Annotated in this window: 14 protein-coding genes; 5 read left to right on the plus strand and 9 right to left on the minus strand. The window is 71.8% G+C overall.

What is annotated here, in order from left to right; all coding sequences use genetic code 11:
- Positions 1-12: 12 nt before the first annotated feature.
- From NDW01_RS28150 to NDW01_RS28160, 3 genes are all read right to left on the minus strand, one after another.
- On the minus strand, positions 13-471 hold the full coding sequence (locus NDW01_RS28150) for a hypothetical protein (protein ID WP_252826041.1): 459 nt from the start codon (positions 469-471) through the stop codon (positions 13-15).
- A gap of 192 nt (positions 472-663) precedes the next feature.
- The gene (ligD, locus tag NDW01_RS28155) at positions 664-1626 is read right to left on the minus strand and encodes a non-homologous end-joining DNA ligase (RefSeq protein WP_252826043.1); all 963 of its coding nucleotides are present in this window, start codon (positions 1624-1626) and stop codon (positions 664-666) included.
- Between the two features lie 39 nt (positions 1627-1665).
- Complete coding sequence (locus NDW01_RS28160; protein ID WP_252783495.1) at positions 1666-1941, minus strand: hypothetical protein; 276 nt, start codon at positions 1939-1941, stop codon at positions 1666-1668.
- A gap of 151 nt (positions 1942-2092) precedes the next feature.
- Here NDW01_RS28160 and NDW01_RS28165 point away from each other — a divergent pair, with 151 nt between their 5' ends.
- Complete coding sequence (locus tag NDW01_RS28165) at positions 2093-2596, plus strand: FxsA family protein (protein ID WP_252826045.1); 504 nt, start codon at positions 2093-2095, stop codon at positions 2594-2596.
- Between the two features lie 62 nt (positions 2597-2658).
- On the opposite strand, the gene NDW01_RS28170 is transcribed toward NDW01_RS28165, so the two are convergent.
- Positions 2659-3003 carry an RNA polymerase-binding protein RbpA gene (locus tag NDW01_RS28170; RefSeq protein ID WP_252783493.1) on the minus strand — a complete coding sequence of 115 codons (345 nt, stop codon included), beginning with the start codon at positions 3001-3003 and terminating at the stop codon, positions 2659-2661.
- Between the two features lie 338 nt (positions 3004-3341).
- Between NDW01_RS28170 and NDW01_RS28175 the strand changes: the two genes are divergently transcribed.
- Positions 3342-5582 (plus strand): FUSC family protein, encoded by a 2241-nt coding sequence (locus tag NDW01_RS28175; RefSeq protein ID WP_252826048.1) that lies wholly within the window; start codon positions 3342-3344, stop codon positions 5580-5582.
- Between the two features lie 299 nt (positions 5583-5881).
- On the opposite strand, the gene NDW01_RS28180 is transcribed toward NDW01_RS28175, so the two are convergent.
- From NDW01_RS28180 to asnB, 3 genes are all read right to left on the minus strand, one after another.
- Positions 5882-8581: a glycosyl hydrolase family 65 protein gene (locus tag NDW01_RS28180; RefSeq protein WP_252826050.1), complete on the minus strand. Its 2700-nt coding sequence runs from the start codon at positions 8579-8581 to the stop codon at positions 5882-5884.
- A gap of 416 nt (positions 8582-8997) precedes the next feature.
- The gene (locus tag NDW01_RS28185; RefSeq protein WP_252826062.1) at positions 8998-9468 is read right to left on the minus strand and encodes a MarR family winged helix-turn-helix transcriptional regulator; all 471 of its coding nucleotides are present in this window, start codon (positions 9466-9468) and stop codon (positions 8998-9000) included.
- A 2-nt stretch (positions 9469-9470) separates the two neighbouring features.
- On the minus strand, positions 9471-11312 hold the full coding sequence (gene asnB / locus NDW01_RS28190; RefSeq protein WP_252826064.1) for an asparagine synthase (glutamine-hydrolyzing): 1842 nt from the start codon (positions 11310-11312) through the stop codon (positions 9471-9473).
- Positions 11313-11673: 361 nt separating this feature from the next.
- Here asnB and NDW01_RS28195 point away from each other — a divergent pair, with 361 nt between their 5' ends.
- A complete protein-coding gene (locus tag NDW01_RS28195; RefSeq protein WP_252826067.1) occupies positions 11674-12147 on the plus strand; it encodes a nitroreductase family deazaflavin-dependent oxidoreductase in 474 nt (157 codons plus the stop codon).
- A gap of 170 nt (positions 12148-12317) precedes the next feature.
- Here NDW01_RS28195 and NDW01_RS28200 read toward each other — a convergent pair whose 3' ends face one another.
- Together NDW01_RS28200 and NDW01_RS28205 are read right to left on the minus strand one after the other, a co-directional pair.
- The gene (locus NDW01_RS28200) at positions 12318-15581 is read right to left on the minus strand and encodes an FAD-binding and (Fe-S)-binding domain-containing protein (protein ID WP_252826069.1); all 3264 of its coding nucleotides are present in this window, start codon (positions 15579-15581) and stop codon (positions 12318-12320) included.
- 103 nt (positions 15582-15684) lie between these two features.
- Positions 15685-17484, minus strand: a complete 1800-nt coding sequence (locus NDW01_RS28205; protein WP_252826071.1) for a thiamine pyrophosphate-requiring protein — start codon at positions 17482-17484, stop codon at positions 15685-15687.
- A gap of 371 nt (positions 17485-17855) precedes the next feature.
- Here NDW01_RS28205 and NDW01_RS28210 point away from each other — a divergent pair, with 371 nt between their 5' ends.
- Entirely contained in the window at positions 17856-20522 is a 2667-nt protein-coding gene (locus NDW01_RS28210; protein WP_252826074.1) for a hypothetical protein, read from the plus strand.
- A gap of 6 nt (positions 20523-20528) precedes the next feature.
- The gene (locus NDW01_RS28215) at positions 20529-22031 is read left to right on the plus strand and encodes a hypothetical protein (RefSeq protein ID WP_252826076.1); all 1503 of its coding nucleotides are present in this window, start codon (positions 20529-20531) and stop codon (positions 22029-22031) included.

Consider the following 22031-nt stretch of genomic DNA (forward strand, 5'->3'; position numbering starts at 1 on the left):
CGCCTCCGCGCGCTACTTCGCGTAGGCGCGGCAGGAGTTGTCCTGGTCGGTGCCCAGGGCGATGACGGTCACGTGGTGCAGCGACTTCACGCCCTTGATCAGCAGCGTGTGCCGTGTGTCGCCGCCCTTGAACGCGTAGGTGACGCCGGAGGTGGACGGGTCGCCCGTCACGGGGTTGTCGTCGGCGTCATCGGCCTCGAAGTTCAGGGTGATGGGGGTCTTGCCCACCTGCGCGGTGACCTCGACGCCCGTACCGGCGACCCGGTAGGTGACCGTCGTGCAGGTGGGAGCGTCGCTGTCGCCCTTCGGAGAAGCGCTGGGCAGCGGCTCGCCCGCCGCCGCACCGCTCGCGGCCGAGGACGAGGAGGCGGCGGACTTGTCCTGATGCGCGGATCCGCTGCCACCGCTGCCACCGCAGCCTGCCAGGCCGAGCCCGGCCACGGCGACGAGAACGAGCACACGCTTGCGCACGACGAGACTCCAAAGCATGAGGGATCAGTGACGACCGGCGATCCGCGGGCCCGGTCGGGCGTCCGGCGGGGGACCGGATCACGACCGGACGGGACGCCGGGGCAACTCTTCTGCCGTCACCATGATCCCGCAAATGCACACGCCGGAAGAACGGCGCGACCCCGGCGGTTCCTGTCGTACCGCCGAACTCCGTCACGCGGGTTCCTCGCGGTGGACGTCCTTGGGGCGCTTGTCCAGGCGGAGCCCCCGCCAGCTCGGGTGGCGCAGGGCGCCGTCGGGGGTCCACTCGGCGAACGCCACCTCGCCCACCAACACGGGCTCGACCCAGCGCGCGCGCCGCGCGATCTCGCGGGGCGCGGGCGGGTCGAAGGGGTCCTCGTCCCGCGCCAGCGGCGCCAGCCGGGCGGCGAGGTCCCGCAGGTCCGCCTCGGTGAAACCCGTCCCCACGTTCCCGGCGTACCGCAGCCGCCCGTCGTCGTGGACGCCGAGCACCAGGGACCCGACCATGTCGGCGCGGCGGCCCGCGCCGGGCAGCCACCCGGCGATGACGACCTCCTGGTGACGGATGTTCTTGACCTTGATCCAGGGGCCCCGCCGTCCGGGGTGGTAATGGGATCGCAGCGGCTTGCCGACGACGCCCTCCAGCCCCTGGGCCAGGCCGACCGCGAAGACCGTCTCGCCCTCGCCCCGCCACCACGGCGGGACGCGCACCGGCGCCCGGTCGAGGCCGAGTCCGTCGAGGCGGTCCCGTCGCTCGGTGTAGGGGCACCCCAGGAGCGACTCCTCGTCCAGGTGGAGGACGTCGAACAGGTAGTACTGGACCGGCACGGCCCGGATCAGCCGGTCACCGGGGCGCTGGACGTGCATCCGGGTCTGCAGGGTCGCGAAGCTCGGCCGCCCGTCGCGCAGGGCGACGATCTCACCGTCGAGGATCGCCGGCCGGCGCAACATCCGGGCCAGGGCGGCCAGCTCCGGGTAGGAGCGGGTGATGTCCTTGTCGTTGCGGGACATCAACCGCAGGCTCCGGCCCTGCACGTAGGCGACCGCCCTGACTCCGTCCCACTTCAGCTCCCACCCGTACTCTGTCTGATCCGGCGGCAGGGACCGTTTCAGCAGGGCCATCATCGGCCGGATGAGCCGTGGCAGTTCGCCCAACCAGGGCTCCGACGCGTTCCCCGAGGCCTGCCTCCGGGCTCAGCTGACCGGCATCGCCTCACGGGCCCGGCGCTTCATCCGCTCGGCCCCCTCGTGCGGCTCCTCCTCGCCGTACTCCTCCTCCATCCGGAGCGCGACACCGAGCGCGAAGAAGGTCGGTGCCCACTCGCCGATGAAGATCCCCCAGCGGTCGGCGCGGTCCAGTCCGGCGTGCTCCTCCGCCTTCAGCGACATCGCCCAGCTGGCGAACGACGCCAGGATCGACGCGACTCCGGCGATGTACATCGTGTCGGACGTGATACCAGCCCTGCGCATGAGCCTCACCATCGTTAACCCCCCGTTGACCTGCGCATTTTCCTCGATATGGACCGGTACCCGTGGGTCGGTGCGCCATGCCGTCACGGTGTTCAAATCACCGCCAACTGCCACCGCCCGAACGCCGCCGCCGGCAGGACACAATGGAGACATGCTCCCCGTGGCGCTGTTCATCGTGTTCCTGCTGATCCCCGTGCTGGAGATCTACGTCATCATCCAGGTCGGCGAGCTGATCGGCGGTTGGCCGACGGTCGCGCTGCTGCTGGCCGAGAGCGTCCTCGGCGCCTGGATCATCCGGCGCGAGGGCCGGCGGGCGTGGCGCGCGCTGAAGGAGACCCTCGGCGGCGGGAGAATGCCCGACCGGGAGCTGGCCGACGCCGGGCTCGTCCTGGTCGGCGGCGCGCTGCTGCTGACGCCCGGTTTCGTGACGGACTTCTTCGGGTTCCTGTTCGTGCTGCCGTTCACCCGGCCGCTGGTGCGCCGCCTGCTGTCGCGGTACGCCGAGCGCCGGATCTCCGCGTCGCGGCGCCGCACGAGCCTGCGCTTCGGGGATCTGGGCGGGATGTACGGCCCCGGGCCCGGCGAGCCGGAGCCGGGACCCCGGGTGGTGCGCGGAGAGGTCATCGAAGAGGACCGAGAGGCGGACCGGCGCTGAACGACGCACGGGCCGTGCCGTCGAGGGGCTGACGGCACGGCCCGTGTGCGTTCGGTGCTCGGTTACGCGGTCCTTCTGCGCTGTGCGCGCAGGACGGCCAGTCGCTCGGCCAGGACCTCCTCCAGATCTTCGATCGTGCGGCGCTCCATGAGCATGTCCCAGTGCGTGCGGGGCGGTTTACCCTTCTTGGACTGGGGCATCTCGCCATTGACCATAAGGGCCGTCGCACCGCAGCTCCGGCACTCCCAGGTCATCGGCACCTCGGCCTCCGCGGCCAGGATGACGGTGAACCGGTGGCCCTTCGGGCAGTCGTACATGACCTCCTGACGAGGGGCCAGGTCGGTGTTTCGATCGTTCTCGTAGCTCGTGGCTCCGAGTCGGGTGCCGCGAAGTGCGCGCTCGGCCATCGTGACGTGCCTCCCAGACGGCGTGCGTTCTGCTAGACATGAACGCTGGATACCGTCACAAGATTCCCGCCTTGGCCTGGATCCAACCCTGGGAAGACCGATCGTTTCCCGAGGTCGCCCGGCTTTGCCCTCCTGAGCAGCGCTAAGAGTCTATCAACGCGAGCCTCGGGGGACGCGGCCCGCCACAGATCATCCGGGGTCGGTCGGGCCGGTTCGGGTCGCAGGTCGGGACGCGACGTTCCGTCGCCCGATACGCCCGGTCAAGGCTCCTTCGGAAGCTCGTCGCTCGGTGGCTGGACAGTTAGGGCGAATGTAGCGAACCTTGCGGGATGTCCGAAATGCTACAAAAGGAGGCCGCGCCCGCCCGGCGAGGCTTCGCCGTACGGTCGCCGGCCTGGATGCCCCGGTGGTCGGCCGAGGCGGCGTTGCGCGCGCTGCGGACCGTCATCGTGGTGCCGGGCTTGTTCGCGTTCGCCGCCAAGGTGATCGGCGATCCCCAGGTCGCGACTTTCGCGGCGTTCGGTGGGTTCGCCACGCTGGTCATGGCCGGGTTCGGCGGGACGCGGCGCGACAAGCTGGCCGCCCACCTCGGGCTCGCCGTCGCCGGAAGCGCCCTCATCGCGCTCGGGACCGTCGTCGGTTCGTCCCCCGTGCTGGCCGCCCTGATCACGCTGCCGACGGTCTTCGTGGTGATGTTCGCCGGCGTTGCCGGCCCGGCCGCCGCCTCGGGCGTGACGGCGGCCCTGGTCGCGTACGTGCTGCCCGCGGCGACGCCCGGCACGGTCGAGATGATCCCTTCCCGGCTGGCCGGGTGGTGGTTGGCCTCGGTCGCGGGTACGGCGGCGGTGCTGCTGCTGTCGCCGCGCCCGCCGGGACACCGGCTCCGGGCCCGCGCTGCGGCGTGCGGCGACGCCCTCGCCGATCAGCTCGACGCGGCGCTGCGGAACGAGCTGGCCCCCGAGCACGCCGAGGCGTCGGTCGCGGCCAAGCACGCGCTGCTGAGCGAGTTCACCGCGACCCCGTACCGGCCCACCGGCCTCGGCACCACCGATCAGGCACTGGACAACCTGGTCGGGCTCCTCGAGTGGTGCACCGCCGTGGTGTGCGAGAGTCTGGGGGAGTATCGCGACCTCAGCGCGGTTCCCGCCGTGGAGCGGGAACTGCTGACGGCGACCGCGCGGACGCTGCGCGACATGGCCGCGGTGCTCTCGGACGAGCGGGTCACCCCGGACCTGCCCGCGCTGCGCGAGTGCCTGGAGGCCAGTGTCGCCCACCTGCGCGGGATGGGCGTGGTCGAGACCCGCTACCGTGACGCCGTCCACCTGTCCTTTCACGCGCGGACGCTGGCCCTCGCGGTCCAGCAGGCCACCGAGGACGCGCTGATCGCGATGCGGCGGGCCGATCCCGACCTGATCGTCGGACACAGGCGGCGTTGGTACGGTCTGCCCGCCACCGAACCGGCGACCGTGGAGGGGCGCGGGCCGCGCGGTGGCGCGCCCCGCACCGCCGCGCTCGCCGGTGCCGCGACCGTGACCTGGCGGCACGTGAGCGTGCGGTCGGCGTGGTTCCTGAGCAGCGTGCGCGGCGCGGTCGCGCTGGCCGCGGCGATCGCCGTGGCCGACGCGACGGGCGTGCAGCACGGCTTCTGGGTGGTGCTGGGCACGCTGTCGGTGCTGCGGACGAGCGCCGCCTCGACCGGCGCGACGGCGCTGCGCGCCCTGGCCGGGACGGTCGCCGGATTCCTCGTCGGCGCGCTGCTCCTGCTGACGATCGGCACCGGCCCGACCGCACTGTGGGTGGCGCTGCCGATCGCGGTCGCCGTGGCCTCGTACGCGCCGGGGACGGCGCCGTTCGCGGTCGGGCAGGCGGCCTTCACCGTCACGGTCTCGGTGCTGTACAACCTGGTGGCGCCGGCCGGGTGGCGGGTCGGCATGCTGCGCCTGGAGGACGTGGCCATCGGCTGTGCGGTCAGTCTCGTGGTCGGTGTGCTGCTGTGGCCGCGCGGGGCGAGCGCGGTGGTCGGCGACGCCCTCGCGGACGCGTTCCGGCGTGGCGGCGACTACCTGTGCCAGTCGGTCGCCTGGGCGCTCGGGGTCCGGCCGTCGCCGCCCGACGCGGCCCCGGCCGTCACGGCGGGTCTCCGGCTCGATGACGCGCTGCGCGGCTTCCTGGCCGAGCGGGGCACGAAACACATGCCCAAGGAGGACCTGTGGCGGCTCGTCGGCGGCACGGTCCGGCTGCGCCTGACGGGCGAGTCCCTGGCCGGGCTGCCCAGCCCGGACGCCGAGCCCGATCCGGCGACCCGCGCGCTCAGCGCGCAGACCACCCGGCTGACCGGCTGGTTCGACGAGGTCGCCGGGCATCTCGGCCCGGCCGCCGGTCGGCCGTTCGTTCCGCTGCGGCCGCCATCCCCGGAGTCACTGCGCCTGGCCCGGTCCGCGCTCGACGCGTCGGACCGGAACATCGCCTGCACGCTGTGGGTGGCCCAGCACCTCGAGCACATCGTACCGTACCTGGACGGCCTGACCGGCCCGGCCGACCAGGTCGCACGGCTGCGGCGGGCGCCCTGGTGGCGCTGACCGGCGGCGGACCGGACATCGGAGCGCTCGGACGGTGGGGGCACCTGGTTCACCGCGTCCGCTTCCGGCGGACCGCGAAGGAAGGCTGCGTGAAGGAGACTTCCGTGAGCGGTGGTGCACACGCCCGGCCGGATGGCCGTCGCCCCCGGCCGGAGTGCCCGGATGGGGCCGGCCGGGGGCGATGATCGGTGACGGTGCCGGCCGGCCCGCGCATGGCGGGCCGGCCGCCCCCCGCTGGGGGGCCCGCCCGGCCATGGGTCACGGCGACGGCGGGGGTGCCGGGTCCGTGCCCGGCGTGTTCACGAGCACTGCGTCGCGTCGCCCGCCGGGTGCCTGGTGGGCACCTGGAGCCCGGCACCGGGCGTCACCTTGCGCACGCCGCCGCCCGCGACCCGTACCGGGAGCGGCGGGCCGGACCGGAGGGTCAGCTTCGTCGCCTGCTGTCCGACCGAAAGGTCGAACGTGCGCCCGTGCCACTTCACTCCCGTGATGTCGACGCCCGGCAGCTGCGGCGGCAGGAAGGGATCGATGGCGATCGCGTCCGTTCCCCAGCGCAGCCCGGTGAACCCGTACAGGAACTCCTGCAGGTAGCCGCCCTCACCGGTGGTGAAGGTGAACGCTCCGCCGTTGCGGGTCTCGTACCACTGGTCGAACGGTGCGGCCAGGTACGGGTCCGCGCTGTCGCGCAGGTAGGTGTAGACCGTGCAGCCGGGCGATCCGAGGGCGGCGCTGTCGATGGCCGCGATCGCATCGGTCATCGACGGGCCGTTCGGGTCGGTGTGCTGCTTGTAGTAGCCGAGGTCGTTCTGCGCCAGGCCGGCCGACATCGGCACACCCCACGGGTACTGCAGCAGGGTGACGTCGGCCTGCTTGACGGTCTGCCCGTTGTAGCCCTGGAACTCGGGGTGAATGTTCGCCGTGGTGTCGACCGGGATCTTCAGGCCGTCCGCGACCTTGCTCCACGCCGGATCGGCGGTCCGGCCGAGGACGCCGGCGGCGCGGACCGCGATGCGCAGCGACGCCTGCGCGCCGGCGTTGGTGCTCGCGCTGTTGTTCACGTTGTCGTGGTACTCGTCCGAGCCCATGACGTCGTTGATGTCGTATCCGCCGGCCGGGTCGGGCACGGCACGCGTGGCCCAGTAGTCGGCGATGTCCTTCAGCACCGGCCAGGCCTTGTCCCGCAGCCACGCCGTGTCGCCGCTCGCCTCGTAGTACTGCCACTGCGCCAGCGCGACGTCGGAGTTGATGTGGATCTCGCTCTTACCCGTGGTGCAGCACGGCGGGGTCTGCTCCGTGCCGCTGAGGGCGCTCTCCCACGGGAACTTCGCGCCCTTGATCGGCTGGGTGGGAGTGGACAGTTTCGCCGCGTCGGCCTCGGCCCCGGACAGCAGCTTCTGCCGGTAGGTGTTCGCGCCGACCGCGATGTCGGGGAACTGGGCGAGCAGCGACGGGTACATCCAGGTCTCCATGTCCCAGAACACGTGACCGGCATAGCCGTCCGAGGACAGCCCGCCCGGGCTGGCGCTCCAGGTGACCCCGGCGCGCATGCTCGCGAGCAGGTAGAACATCGACGCGTGGATCCGCGCGGTCGTGGTGGCGTCACCGGGGACCGAGATGCCGGACCGCCACAGGTCCGCCCAGGCGCGGTCGTTGCGGTCGAGCGCGTGCCGGTAGCCGCTCTCGGCGGCGCGGGACGCGGTGTCCGCGGCGGCCCGCCGCGGGCTCGCGGCGTTGAGCGACCGGTCGGTGTCGACGCTGGAGGCCACGCCCACGTACTTGGTGATCCGGTACGCCTGACCGGCGTGGACGGGGAAGGCCGCGCTCTGCCCGGCACTGCCGTCGCCGGAGGCGGCGGTCGCCTGGGTGGGCACGGTCCTGTCGTCCACGCGCAGCACCGAGTTCAGCCCGGCGGTGACCAGGTTCCCGTCGCTCACGACGGTCTGCGACAGCGTCGCGGTCCTGCCGTCCACGCGGGGGTCCGAGGTGGAGGCGTGGTTCAGTCCCCGGGCGTCGAACTCGTCCACGACGGTGGCCGTTCCGCTCCAGTGGGGTACGGCCTGCACGCTCACCGTGCCCAGATGGCCGTCCGCGCGGTTGGCGTTGACCTCGTAGGTGAGGCTGGTCGTGTCGCCCTCGGGTGAGGTCCAGTCGAACGACGTGCTCAGCACCCCGGTGCGCAGGTCCAGCGACTGCTTGTAGTCGCTGGTGGTGCCGACCGTGGCGGGGGCGACCTGCGTCGGCCGCTGGCCGCCGTCCGGATACAGCGCGAGGTAGTCGACGTTCACCCGGGCCTCGTCACCCTGGGCGACGGTGATCTCGAGCGTGTTCGCGCCCGCGTTCAGCGTCACGGGCACGGTCACCACCCCCCAATCGTCCCAGCTGGACAGGCTGGGCACGGTCAGCTGCTGGAGCGTGCCGTTCACGCCGAGGTGGATGCTCTGCGGGCCGCCGCTCGCGTTGCCGTACCGCACCGCCAGCGTCGCCTTGCCGGCCGGCGCGTCACGGATCTCCATGACGTCGGTGCCGCCGATCGTCGGCTTTCCATTGGTGTTCAGGCCGGCCAGGTAGCCGCCGACGGTCGAACCGGGGTGGGAGGTCTCGACGAACGCGCCGCCCGAGATCTTCCCGTACGCGGCCGGGCACAGCTGGTCGAAGGCGCAGGACCAGCTCCCCGTCCCGTAGACGTCGCCGCTGCGGCCGAAGCCCAGCGTCGTCCAGCTCGGCAGGCTCGCGCGCTGCTCGTTCTGGCCGGCGGGGTGGGCGTAGAAGCCGGCGAGTTCGGACTGGGTGACGATGGGCGTGCTGCTGTAGCCCTCGCCTCCCGCCGGCACCCGCGCGGCCAGGTAACCGTTGCCGACGAACGTCGGGGAGTAGTTCTTCGAGGTGTCACTCGTGCTCAGCACCCAGCCACCGCCGGTGAGCCGGCCCGGCGGCGCGGCCGAGGCCGGCACCGCCACCGCGCCCAGCGCCACGGAGCCGAGTGCCAGCACGCCGGCCACCGCGCTCCTGCCGCGGCCCCGGCCACGGGACCTGGCACGGTCACCGGGTCTGATCACCATCGATGCCGCGGTGGTCGCCACGGCCACGAAAAGGACCCGGGCCGACCTGAGACGCCGGGGATGAGGCGCCGGTCCGTCGTCGGCCGGCGGGGACTGCACGGGGCGGCGGGGGCGATCACGGTGGGGACGCGATCTGGTCATTCGGCGCACATCCTTGCCCAGTAGGATCGGTGAAACGTCCACCTAGGGCCTCTAAGCCCGTCAAAACGTACGATCGGGCTAAATCCGTCGTCAAGAGTGGACAAAAGATGGCATTTAGTCTTTTCGGCGGCGCAATGGGCGCGTGGTAGCCGATGAGTGCTCTCTCGACCCGGCACACCTGATCGAGACGTCCCTCCAGCGACGCTCCGAACGGATCAGGGCGCGTCGCCCGGTGTGCGCGGGTCCGGCGGGGCCGGCAGGTCGGCGAGGTGACCGAGCACCGGCGCGGTCGACAGGAGGAGTTTCGCCTGATCCGCCGGGATGGCCGACATCAGGCCGGCGAGGACCTCCGCCTGGGCGCGCGCGAACGAGCGGAGGATCTCCCCGCCCGCCTCGCTGATGAGCACCTGGGTGGCACGGCCGTCGGTGGGGTCCGCCCTGCGGTCGACGTACCCGCCCGCCAGCAGCCCCGCCACCGCGGTGGTGGCGGTCGGCTGCGAGCAGGGGACGCGCCGGGCGATCTCGCCGATGCGCAGCGGGCCGTACTGGGTCAGCAGGGCCAGCACGATCAGCTGTGTCGGATGCACGGCGCCGCCGTGGCCCGAACGACGGAGACGGCGCATGAGGCGGTGCATCGCGATCACGACGTCGAGTGCCTCGTCCGTGTGCACCGCCCGTTCGTTCATGGTCAGGATATTTTCAGGGTCGGCTTGTACATGTCCAGCCAAAGAGCCAGGTCAAGTGTGCGCTCGAGGCCGTGGCGGGACGCCTGGGTGATCTGCGGCGTGTCGACCTCGACCGCGCGGGCCAGCCAGTCCCGGCTGACGATGTCGAACACGGCGTGGTCGGGGGTGGACAGGTACGCGCGCGCGTTCTCCTGCAGCTTCACCGCGTACTTGGGGTCCTGCGTGGACGGGTACGGCGACTTGACCCGCTCGACCACCGATTGCGGCAGCACGTCGCGCGCGGCGCCGCGCAGCAGTGACTTCTCCCTCCCGTCATAGGTCTTGAGCGACCAGGGCGTGTTGTAGACGTACTCCACCAGCCGGTGGTCGCAGAAGGGCACGCGGACCTCCAGGCCGACCGCCATCGAGGCGCGGTCCTTGCGGTCCAGGAGGATGCGCACGAAGTGCGTCAGGTGCAGGTAGCAGACCTTGCGCATGCGCCATTCGAAGTCGCTCTCCCCGTCGAGCCGCTGGATCCGGGCCACGGAGGTGTCGTAGGCGTCCTGGACGTACCGCGGCAGGTCGATGGTCGCGGCGAGCTCGGGGGTGAGGATGCCGTCGTCCTCACCGAAGTGCCGGGCGACCCGCACCAGCCAGGGGAACGTCGTGGCCCGCTGGGCCTCCGGGTCGAAGAACTGCTGGTAGCCGCCGAAGACCTCATCGGCCGACTCTCCCGACAGCGCCACCGTCGAGTGTTCGCGGATCGCCTTGAACAGCAGGTACAGCGAGGCGTCCATGTCGCCGAACCCCGCCGGGATGTCCCGGGCCCGGATGACCTTCGAGCGCACGTCCGGGTCGGCGAGCTGGTCGGAGTCGAGCACGATGTCCTGGTGTTCGGTGCGGGACTTGGCCGCGACGTCGTGCACGTAGGGCGTGTCGGGCGTGCCGCGCAGCTCGTCGGGGACGAAGTTCTCGGTCTGCCCGACGAAGTCCACGGCGAAGCTGCGCACCGTCTCGCCGGCCGCGGCGAGCTGCCGGGCGGCGATCGCCGTCATCGCCGACGAGTCGAGGCCGCCGGACAGCAGGGTGCAGCGCGGCACGTCGGAGATGAGCTGGCGGCGGACGATGTCCTCCAGCAGCTCGCGCACGTGGGCGACCGACGTCTCCTGGTCATCGGTGTGCTCGCGGGTCTCGAGCGTCCAGTAGCGGGTGGTGCGCACGCCGTTGGTGCCGACGGTCACGATCGTGCCGGGCTCGACCTCGCGCATGCCCTCCCAGATCGCGTGGCCGGGCGTCTTGACGAACGCGAACAGCTCGCGGAGGCCGTCGAGGGTCACGGTGCGTTCTGCGAGGGGGTTGGCCAGGATCGCCTTCGGCTCGGAGCCGAACAGCACGCCGTCGGAGGTCTCGTAGTAGTAGAAGGGCTTGATGCCCATGCGGTCGCGGACCATGATGAGCCGGTTCTCGCGGGAGTCCCAGATGGCGAAGGCGTACATGCCGTTGAGCCGCTCGACGAATGCCTCGCCCCACTCCAGGTAGGCGTGCAGGACGACCTCGGTGTCGGAGTCGGTACGGAACCGGTGCCCGCGCCCGATCAGCTCGCCGCGCAGCTCGGAGAAGTTGTACGTCTCGCCGGAGTAGACCATCACCACGGGCCCGCCGGGCGTGTCGACGCTCATCGGCTGGCGGCCGCCGGGCAGGTCGATGATGGCCAGCCGCCGGTGGCCGAGCGCCGCGTGCTCGCCGATCCAGGTGCCGCGGTCGTCGGGGCCGCGGCAGGACATCGTCTCCGTCATCGCGTCCACGGCCTGCTGCTCCGCTCGCAGGTCACGGTCGAACGCCACCCAGCCGGTGATTCCGCACATGTGCCACCTCCAGCGTCAGTGCCGAGGACCAGCACGGGACGTGGTCCTCCGCTCACGATCCGCATAGTTGCATTAGGCATCTATGTACTTCCATGTTACGAACACATCACGAATCCGCGTAACCAGTGTGACCCATCCCACTTCGGCGGGAAGGCGCGGAGAGCAGGGCCGATCACCGGCCGTACGGGCGAGGAAGGACACACCGATCAGGAATCGAGAAGCGCGGGCCGGTGAGCCGGAACTAGCCTGATCGCCGTGGATCTGACCATCCGGATTCGCGACTTCGCCTTCCGTGATCCCGCAGGCGAATGATCGGCATCAACGAGCTCGGCTGAGCCGTCCGGCGAGGCTGGAGGTAGCGATGACAGAGAGCAAGCAGACAGACAGCCGTGGCGGGCGCGCCGGCGGTGGCCCCGGCGCGTTCTCCCGGTGGATGCAGCACAAGGTGAACGCGCGTACGAACCGCCGCATCCGTAAGGGCAACGGCACGTTCATGGGCATGGACGTGCTGATCCTGCACACGGTGGGCAGCCGGAGCGGGGAGCCGCGGCAGTCGCCCGTGGCGTGGTTCGCCGACGGCGAGGACAGCCGGCTGATCGTCGCGTCGGGCGGAGGGAAGCGGAACCCGGACTGGTACGTCAACCTGATGGCGCACCCCGACCAGGCGTCGATCGAGCTGCCCGGACGGGAGCCGCTCCCGGTGACGCCGCACTCGCTCGAGGGCGCCGACCGGGAGCAGGCCTGGCAGCGCATCGCCGAGGCCCAGCCCCGCATCGCGAAGTACCAGAGCAAGTCGGAGCGGCAGTACCCCGTGGTCCGCCTCACCCCGCGGTGAGCGGATAGAGCGGCGGCCCGTCGGCGCGGCGTCGCGGGCGCAGGTTCCCGTCGAGCGGCAGGCGATCACCCGCCTGAGCGCGGCCGTTCGCCTGCGGTCGAGGCCGTCTTCAGGCCGGGACCGCCCTCATGGGCGGTGGTGCTCGCCTTCGGCAGGCGGTCGTCCCCGGCTCATGGCCGGACCGCGCGGACGAGCGACGCGACCGGGCGGAACAGCGACGCGGCCGGATGGAGGAGCGACGCGACCGGGCGGCCCTGGGCGGGCGGCGTCGAGCGGCGGTCCCGGGCGGCCAGGAACGCTCCCGCGCCCAGGGCCCCGCCGACCGCCACGGGCAGCGCCACGCGCATGACGCGCCGGCCCAGCGGGGGAGCCGGTCGCACGCCGACGACGGCCTGCTCGGGCCGGTCCGCCGGGCGCTCGCCGTGACGAGCGTCGCGGGCCAGCTTCATGACCTGGCCGACGTGCATCGCGCGGCGTCCGGTGCGGGCGTCCTCGATCTGGCTCTTGCAGGAGAACCCGTTCGCGACGACCAGCGTGCGCGGGGCGGCCTGGCGCACCGCGGGCAGCAGGGCCTGTTCCCCGCAGGCGAGGGAGATGTCGTATTTGCCCTGCTCGAAACCCCACGAGCCGGCGAGGCCGCAGCATCCTCCCTCCACCTCCTGCACCTGCAGGCCCATCCCGGCCAGCAGCTCCTTCTCGGGCTCGGTGCCGCCGGTGGCCTTGTGGTGACAGTGGCCCCACAGCAGCGCCTTCTCCTCGAGCCGGGGCGGCTCGATGTCGAAGGCCTGGAAGAACTCGGCGAAGTGGTAGGCGTTGCCGGCGAGGCGCCCGGCGTCGTCGTCGTGCGGCAGCATCCTGGCCAGCTCGTCCTTGAAGACGGCGAGGCAGCTGGGTTCCATCCCGACGACGGGGGTGCCGGCGCGGATGTGCTCACGAAGGACGCCCAGGACGTCGCGCAGGTAGCGCTGGGCGATGTCGAGGAAACCGTAGTCGTACAGCGGCCGGCCGCAGCACACGTGGCCCTCCGGCATGACGACCTGCCAGCCGGCGGCCTCGATCGCCTCGACGCAGGCCACGCCCACGTCGGTGTGGAAGTGGTTGTTGAACGTGTCGGGGAACAGCACCACGGGACGGCCGTACGGGTTGGTGGTGCCGCCGCGTTCCCGGAACCACCGCTGCAGCGTCATCGGGGCGAACCAGGGGGCGGGCCGGCGCCGGTCGACCCCACCGGCCCACTTGGTCAGTCGTGCCAGGCCCGGCGCGTGCAGGAAGACGTTGGCGATCTCGGGGATCCGGGCGCCGAGGCGGCAGGCCTGGTCGATGAACCCCATGGCGTAGGCGTAGCGCGGCCGCCACCGGCGCAGTGAGCGGTAGTGGTGGTACAGGAACTCCGACTTGTACGTCGGCATGTCGACGTTGACCGGGCAGTCGTTCGTGCAGCCCTTGCAGGCCAGGCACAGGTCGAGCGCGTCGTAGACCTCCCTGGACCGCCAGCCGTCGGTGACCACGTCTCCCTGGAGCATCTCGAACAGCAGCCGGGCCCGGCCTCGGGTGCTGTGCTTCTCCTCACGCGTGACCTGGTAGCTGGGGCACATCACCTGACCGTCGGCCTCGGGGACCCGGCACTTTCCGACGCCGACGCAGCGGAGCATGGCGTGGGCGAAGTCGTCACCGTCCTCCTGGTAGGTGAACCTGGTACGCGGCCGGGGCGGGTCGTACGACGTGCCGAGCCGCAGATTCTCGTCGAGCCGGTACGGGTCGACGACCTTCCCGGGGTTCATCTTCCACCCGGGGTCCCAGATCAGCTTGAACTCCCGCATCGCCTGGATCAGCTCGGGCCCGTACTGCCGGTCCAGGAGTTCGGCGCGCTGCTGGCCGTCGCCGTGCTCGCCGGACAGGGTTCCGCCGTAGGACACCACGAGGTCGGCGGCGTCCTCCATGAACGCGCGGTAGTTCGCGATGCCCTGCGCGGTCCGCAGGTCGAAGCTGATCCGTGAGTGCAGGCAGCCCTGCCCGAAATGCCCGTAGACCTGACCGTGCAGGTCGTGCCGGTCCCACAGCTCGCGCAGGTCGCGGATGTAGTCCCCGAGCCGTTCGGGCGGTACGGCCGAGTCCTCCCAGCCGGGCCAGTGGTCCCGGCCGTCGGGCGGGAAGGCGGTGGCGCCCAGGCCGCCCTCGCGGATCGCCCATACCCGTTCGCTGACGCCGCCCTCCTCCTCGCTCTTCAGGACGTCGATCCGATCTCGGGCGTACCCCTTGTCCGCGCGCAGCCATGCGATGAAGTCGTGCGCCGTCTTCACCGACTCCTCGGCGGTGTCGGCGCCGAACTGCACCAGCAGCCAGCCGTCCGCGTCGGCGGAGTGGGGCAGTCGCCCGATGGCGGCGACGTTGCGGTGCTCCTGCCGCTGGTTCTGGATCAGCTGCCGGTCGATGCCCTCCAGGCCGATCGGCCGCCAGCGCTCGACGATCTCGGGCACGTGCTCGGCGGCGTCCGCGATGTCGCCGAAGGCCACGACCACGGTCGTGCGCATCATGAGGGCCGGCGTCAGCATGAGCGTCACGCGCAACGCCGTCGCGCAGGTGCTCTCGGTGCCCACGAGCGCCCTGGCGACGTTGAACCCGCGCTCCGGCAGCAGCTCGTCCAGGTTGAAGCCCGAGACCCGGCGCGGCAGCTCACTGACCGGCCGGTACCCGGCGCGGATCGCGCCGGCGTACCGGTCCCGCAGGTCCCGGAGTCTCGCGTAGATCTCGCCCTTGACGCCACCGGCCGCGATGATCTCCTCCAGCCGGTCCTCTTCCCCGTTGCCGACCCAGAACCGTTCTCCGCCGTAGGTCACGATCTCCATGGCGTGGACGTTGTCGGAGGTCCGGGGGCCGGGACCGTACAGCTGGGACTGCAGCGAGTGGATGCCGCAGGAGTTGTTGCCGAGGTTCCCGCCGATCGCGCACCGGGAATGGGAGGAGGGATCGGGGCCGAACACCAGCCCCTTCTCGCCGGTCCTCTTGTTCAGCTGCTCGTTGATCACCCCGGGTTCGCAGGTCACCAGCCGCCGTGCGGCGTCGGTCTCGCCGATCCTCGTGAGGTACTTCGTGTGGTCGATGACGACCGCGTAGTTCACCGTCTCCCCGGACAGGCTGGTGCCGCCCCCACGGTTGACGATGGGGGCGCCGAACCGCGCGCACACGCGGTGCACCGCCACCACGTCGTCGAGGGTCCTGGGGACGACCACGCCGATCGGCACCTGCCGGAAGTTGGAGCCGTCCGAGGCGTACATCGCCTTGGAGGCGGTGTCGAAACGGACCTCGCCCTCGACCTCCGCGCGGAGCGCGCGTTCGAGCGCGCGGACGTTGACGACCTGGGACGACCGGGGCGGCGCCGGCACCTGCGGTGCGCTCTTGGCCGGGACGTCGACGCGGCTGCTGGTTCGGGTCATGATGCTCCTTCTCGTCGCTGCGCGCCTGCGGGCTGCGCGCCTGCGGGCGGGGCGTCCGCGGGTCCTGCGGGAGACCTCCTCGTGGCCGGTCGCCGGGGTGCGCTCAGCGCCCGCCGCGGCCCGGCACCGCCTCGTACAGTTCGGCGAGCTTCTGCCGGAAGCCCGCGACCGCGATGCCGACCTTCTCCGGGTCGTGCAGGGCGGCCTTGGCGGCCTTCTTGCCCTGCTCCCACATGATGTGCGGGGGCATCGGCGGAACCTCCCGGTCGACCATGAACTCCAGGACCACGGGCCCCTTGGCGGCGAAGGCGCGGTCCCAGGCGTCGCCGACCGCGTCCTGGTCGTCGCAGTAGATGCCGGTCAGCCCGAGCAGCTCGCCCCACTTGTGGTACGGCACGTCGGGGATGTACTGGGAGCCGAGGAACTTCGGGTCGCCGGCCATCGCCCGCTGTTCCCAGGTGACCTGATTGAGATCCTGGTTGTTGAAGACGCAGAAGATCAACGGCGAGCGGCCGAGACGGCCCAGGTAACGCTTGACGGTGATCATCTCGTTCATGCCGTTCATCTGGAAGGCGCCGTCGCCCACGAACGCGATGACCGGCCGGTCGGGGTAGGCGAACTTCGCCGCGATGGCGTACGGGGTCCCCGGGCCCATCGTGGCCAGCGTTCCGGACAGGGACGCCTTCATGCCCCGGCGCAGCTTGAGCTGCCGCGCCCACCAGGTGGTCGAGGAGCCGGAATCGGCGGTGAGGATGGCGTCGTCGGGCAGCCGGCCGGACAGCTCCCACGCGACGGCCTGGGGGTTGATCTTCGTGAATCTCTGGTGGGACCGGCGCTCGACGATGCGCCACCACTTGCGGACGTTCTCCTCGATCCCCCGCCGCCAGGACCGGTCGGCCTTGCGCTTCAGGAGCGGGATCAACGCCCGCAGCGTCTCCTTGGAATCGCCGATCAGGTGGGCGTCCATGGGGTAGCGGATGCCGATCATCCGCCCGTCGATGTCGATCTGCACTCCGCGTGCTTTGCCCTCGTCGGGCAGCCACTCGGCGTACGGGAAGCTGGTGCCGATCATGAAGAGCGTGTCGCAGTTCATCACCATGTCGTCACTGGCCTTGGAACCCAGCAGGCCGATGGGGCCGGTGACGAACGGCAGGTCGTCGGGCAGGGCCGCGCGGCCCAGGAGCGCCTTGGCCACGCCGGCGCCCAGCAGGTCGGCCGTCTCGACGACCTCCGGAGCCGCCTCGACGGCGCCCTGGCCGATGAGCATGGCGACCTTCTCGCCGGCGTTGAGGATCTCGGCCGCCTTGCGGAGCTCCTGCTCGTCGGGCAGGAGCCGCGGCTTGGTCCAGCCGACGCTCGAATAGACGGCGCCGTGCTCCTTGGGCGGTGACGGCTCGGCCGGGGACTCCTGCACGTCCTCGGGCACGATGACCGTCGCGACGCCGCGGGTGGTCAGGGCGATCTTCAGTGCCCGGTCGATCAGGTGGCGGGCCTGGGCGGGCGCCATGCAGACCTCGACGTACTCCGACACGTCCTTGAAGAGGGTGGTGAGGTCGACCTCCTGCTGGTAGTGCGCGCCCAGCGACATCCGCTTCTGCTGGCCGACGATCGCCAGCACGGGCTGATGGTCCAGTTTGGCGTCGTACAGGCCGTTCAGCAGGTGGATCGCGCCCGGTCCCGAGGTCGCGGTGCAGCAGCCGACCTCGCCGGTGAACTTCGCGTGCGCGCACGCCATGAACGCGGCCATCTCCTCGTGCCGCGGCTGGATGAACTCCGGGTCACCGCCCGCCCGGTCGTACGCGCCCAGGAAACCGTTGATCCCGTCCCCGGGATATCCGTAGACGCGGTGGATGCCCCACTGGGTGAGCCGATGGAGCATGTAATCACTGACCTTCTGTCCCATCTCGAACTCCCTGTGTCGTTCGGGGCCGTCCGGCGGACCGTCCACACGCGCAGACGGGTATGGCGGTCGGCTACCCGCAACCTCCACTGCACGTGGGCACGAAGCCGCAAAAACTCGACAATCGCCGCATTTCGCATGACATTCGCTCACCCGGTGTCAGGGCGGCGGGCCCCTCGACGATCAACGCTCCAGGAGAGACCGTGCCGGATCACGCACGCAGCGCCCGCTGCGAAGACGACCTCGGAGGAACTGCGGAGCCTGCTGACCGGTGAGCGCGCCGCGCCGGGGCGTTCGCACGCGACGATGCGCCATGATCCGGCATCTCGCTCTACAGTCACGTAGCGAAGCGTGCGAAGAGTGAAGGGTGGGACATGGGGGGACTGCAGTCCGGGGGCGGAACGAGTGCCGTGGCCGCGTCGGCGCATGCCGGGTGCGAACGGTTCCGGCTGACCGATCCCTTCATCACCCGCAGGACGCGCAAGGTCCTGGCCGCCCGCATCGGCCACCCCGACGTCGGTGCCGGGATCCCCGAGGCCCGGTGGACGCGGGCGATGACCTTCGAGACCCTCGTGCGCTCCGAGCGCTTCGTCTCCGAGCTGCTCACCAAGACGGTCGGGCGGCTCGATCTCGCCCGCCCGGAGGCGGTCCGCAGGCGCGACTGCCGCGGCACCGTCGCCGGCACCGCCGCCGAACTCGCCGCCGCGCACCGCGACGCGGAGTCCTCCGGCCAGGCGACCATGCTCACCGCGCTCGCCGTCCCGTACCTCGACCTCGAGAACATCCCCGACGCGACCCCCGTCCAGCCGGACTTCGCGATCGTCTGTCCTCGGGAGGAGGACGGCCGGGCCGTCGGATCGTGGCTGATCATGGGCGACGCCAAGGACTACGAACGGATCCGCTCGCGCATCGACGACGGCCGGATGCTCAAGGGCTTCCTGCAGGTCGCGCTGGGCGCCGAGTCCGCCGCCGCGTGGAGCGGTCTGCCGGCGGGCATGCGCGTGCACCGCTGCGGGGCGCTCGCCGTGCCGCGCAACGCCTTCCTGCAGCCCGAGGCCGTCGTGGAGTCGCTGGACGACCACCGGATCGAGGTTCGCACGAGGGCCGACGAACGGCTGAAGGCCAGGGCCGAACTCGGCGACGACCCGCCCGCGCAGGACGGACTCGGCCCGTACGTCGCCGGCCTGACCGCGAACTTCGACCCGCGCGGCTGCGCGACCTGCAACCTGTTCTTCTACTGCCGGGCGGAACTGCGCGGCTCCGGCGACCCGCTCGCCGTCCTCACCGAGATCGGGATCGACCGGCTCAGACGTCCCGCCGTGGCGGGCCTGGTGTCCGGGGACGGCGCCGACGGGGCCGCGCCGCGGAGCGTCGTCGACCAGGTGCGCGCCACCGTCACCGGCCTGCCGTCCTGGACCGGGCGCCTGCGCACCGACCCGTGCGGACTGCCGGGCACCATCGATCTCGTCCTCGTGAAGTCGGACGCGTCGGCTCTCGGCGTGCACGGCGTGGCCGTACGGCGGATGCGGGCGGACGGGCCGACCGCCTGGACGCGGCGGGTGTTCGCCGATCCGCAGTCCCCGTTCACCCGCCGCGCGGTGATGCGGATCCTGGGCGCGGCCATCCGCGAGAGCCGGGAGGCGGGCACCGGGCCGGTCCACCTGGTCGTTCCGGACCAGCCGACCGCCGACCTGCTGGCCACCGCCGCGGACTCCCTGGCCGGCGTCGAACTCAGCCGGCTGCGCTGGCAGCACGACCTGGACAGCGGCCGCCCGGCCCTGACCTTCGACGGGGAACCCGCCACGCTGCCGGAGCCGCTGCACGACGACGAGCGGCTCGCGGTCGCCTTCCTCCTGGAACAGGACCGGGCCCGGGCCATGAGCCTGCGCACGCCCATCGTCGACCTGCGGGCCGTGCTGGCCGCGCACGTGACGCCCGGCGGCCCGGCCGTCGACGCGGGCCGCCTGGACTACCTCCTCACCTGGGCCGAGGCCACCGGCCCGCTCGACCACCGCGAGATCTCCGACGCCATCGCGGAGCGACCGGAGACCCCCGGCGCCCGGCTGTCCAACGTCGCCTCCGACGCGATCGACAGGGCGCGCCGCGCGGAGGACACGGCGGCGTACGAGGCGCTCGTCGGCGCGGCCCTGGACTACCGCGTCGAGGTGCTCGAGCGGGCGCACCGGGTCCTCGGCGGGCTGGGGATCTCCCGGCTGCGCGAAGCGCACCGCGTCCTGGAGGCCGACGCGCAGGAGATCTGGGGCCGCCGCGTCGCGTTGCAGGCCTCCGACCTCGTCCGCTTCTCCCGGATGCACCCGCGCTGGCGCAACTCCCACGTCGACCTCCTGGACGCCGACCGTACGTGCTTCGAACAGCTCACCTGCCTGGCCGACACCGCGGCCGCGCGGGACAGGGCGGCCGACGCGGGCGTCCGCGAACTGGCCCTGGCGACGGTGATCGGCCTCGACCCCATCCGGCTCGACGTGAGGTCACGGCGCCTGGGCGACGGATCGGAGGTCGTCGCCCTGCACGTGGGCGACCACGCCGTCGTCGAGCGGCCGGAAACGGTCTTCAAGATCCAGAAAGGATCCTTCAAGCTCGGGCGGATGCCGGTCGGGACGCTGAGGCACATCGACGACGCCGGGGGACTCGGCTGGGACCCCCTCGTCGTCCCCGACCTGACGGTCGGCGACACCCTGGTCCTGGCCGACACCGCCTGGTTCACCCGGTTCAAGTCGGGTCATGAGATCGCCGTGAAGCGGCCGTCCCTGGACGACCGGTCCGCCCCGAAGCCCACCTGCACCCCGGACGCCTACACCGAGGATCCGGAGGAGCACCAGTACTGCTGCCGCCCGCACACGGCCGCCGAGGCCGAGTGGGCCGACACGCTGGCCGAGCGCCGGTCCCGCGGCGAGCTCAACCCGCAGGTCTGGCCGCCGCTGGTGGACGAAGAACGGTTCGACGTCGGACCGCACGACGAGCGACCGCCGCTCGCGGCCACGGACGTCCCCGGCCATCTCACCCTCGACGACCTGGACTGAACGGCGATGACGATCACCTTCTCGGCCCCCGCCGCACCGCCCGAGGACGCGCTTCACCACGACGCCGCGGCCGAGGGGAACATCGAGGCAGCGCAAAGGGCCATCGACGCCCTCCTGGCGGCCCTCGAGGGCACCGCCGGCTACGAGAGGATCCTGCTGCGCGCCGCCGCCGGCGCCGGGAAGTCCTACGCGCTCGTGCGCATGGTCCGGGAGGCCCTGGCGCATGAGAACTGCGGCCGGGTGGGGGTGACCGCCTTCGCGAACAAGCAGGTGTTCCCCCTCGCCGGCGACCTGGGAAGGGAACTGGGCGCCTCCCAGGTCTGCCTGTTCGTGGCGAAGGACCGGCTGCCCGAGGTCCCGCAGGACGTGCTCGACCAGGTCTCCGTCGCGACCTCCGCCGGCGCGATCCCCGACACGTGCGCCGTGGTCCTCGGAACCTCGCACAAGATGGGCGCGTGGGGGGAGCAGCAGCGGCTGCTGGACCGCCTCGGCCCCGCCGTCAACGCGACGCTGCCCTTCGACGTCCTGTTCGTCGACGAGGCGTGGCAGCTTCCCCTCCACCGGTACGCGACGGTCGAGGGGCTGGCCCCGCTGTCCGTCGGGGTCGGTGACGTCGGCCAGCTCCCTCCGATCGACCCCGGCCAGAACCCCTGGCGCGGCGACTCCGGCTACAACCCCTACCGCGCCTGGCCGACCGCCTACGAGAAGGACGAGAAGACCTTCGCCGTCGACCTTCCCGCCGTGTGGCGCCCGACGGCCGCGCAGCTTCCCCTCTGGCGGGCCTTCTACGGTGATTGGGACCGGCTGGACTGCGTGGCGGCGCCGGGAGACCGGGCCGTCGAGCTGCCGGCCATGACCGGGCCCGCCGCCGCGGTCTGGGCGTCCGTCGCCACCGGCGCCCCGACCCTGCTCGAGGTCGGCGGTCTCCCGGACCCCGAGGCGCCGGACATCGACCCGGACCTGCTCGGCGTGGTCGAGGAGATGCTCATGCCCCTCCTGGAGAACGGGTTCGCGATCACGCGCCGCCGGTACGACGGCGCCGGCCGGCCCCTGGACGAGGAACGGATCACCTCCGGCGCGCCGTCCGGGGATCCCCTGATCGTCGTCCTCGCCACCCGCAACCAGGCCGTGGACGACGCGGCGGCGATGGTCGAGCGCCTGACGGACAAGTACGGCCTGCCGCCGGGCGTGCTGCTCGCCTCGACCGTCGACTCCTGGCAGGGCCAGACCAACGCCGTCACCGTCGCCGTCCACCCGCTGTCCGGGGCCGACCGGCTGGACGAGTTCAACTCGGCGTTCGGCCGGCTCGCCGTCACCTGTACCCGGGCCACCCACGGTCTGCTGATGGTCGCCCGTGCCGGTCTGGACGAGCTGCTGGGCGAGGCTCCGGCGCGGCCCGGGACGCCTCTCGGCGAGCCCGGCAGCCGGTCCCTTCCCCGCCAGACCCACCAGCGGATCCTCCGGACCTTCAGCCGCGGGACGCTGAAGGCCGGCCCCGCGTCAGCGTGA

It is taken from the genome of Actinoallomurus soli (assembly GCF_024055715.1).
Taxonomy (GTDB): domain Bacteria; phylum Actinomycetota; class Actinomycetes; order Streptosporangiales; family Streptosporangiaceae; genus Actinoallomurus; species Actinoallomurus soli.

Coding starts and splice junctions, on each gene's coding strand:
- NDW01_RS28160 (WP_252783495.1), bottom strand. CDS start 1,941: ATGCGCAGGGCTGGTATCACGTCCGACACGATGTACATCGCCGGAGTC.
- NDW01_RS28165 (WP_252826045.1), top strand. CDS start 2,093: ATGCTCCCCGTGGCGCTGTTCATCGTGTTCCTGCTGATCCCCGTGCTG.
- NDW01_RS28170 (WP_252783493.1), bottom strand. CDS start 3,003: ATGGCCGAGCGCGCACTTCGCGGCACCCGACTCGGAGCCACGAGCTAC.
- NDW01_RS28175 (WP_252826048.1), top strand. CDS start 3,342: ATGCTACAAAAGGAGGCCGCGCCCGCCCGGCGAGGCTTCGCCGTACGG.
- NDW01_RS28185 (WP_252826062.1), bottom strand. CDS start 9,468: ATGAACGAACGGGCGGTGCACACGGACGAGGCACTCGACGTCGTGATC.
- asnB (WP_252826064.1), bottom strand. CDS start 11,312: ATGTGCGGAATCACCGGCTGGGTGGCGTTCGACCGTGACCTGCGAGCG.
- NDW01_RS28195 (WP_252826067.1), top strand. CDS start 11,674: ATGACAGAGAGCAAGCAGACAGACAGCCGTGGCGGGCGCGCCGGCGGT.
- NDW01_RS28200 (WP_252826069.1), bottom strand. CDS start 15,581: ATGACCCGAACCAGCAGCCGCGTCGACGTCCCGGCCAAGAGCGCACCG.
- NDW01_RS28205 (WP_252826071.1), bottom strand. CDS start 17,484: ATGGGACAGAAGGTCAGTGATTACATGCTCCATCGGCTCACCCAGTGG.
- NDW01_RS28210 (WP_252826074.1), top strand. CDS start 17,856: ATGGGGGGACTGCAGTCCGGGGGCGGAACGAGTGCCGTGGCCGCGTCG.
- NDW01_RS28215 (WP_252826076.1), top strand. CDS start 20,529: ATGACGATCACCTTCTCGGCCCCCGCCGCACCGCCCGAGGACGCGCTT.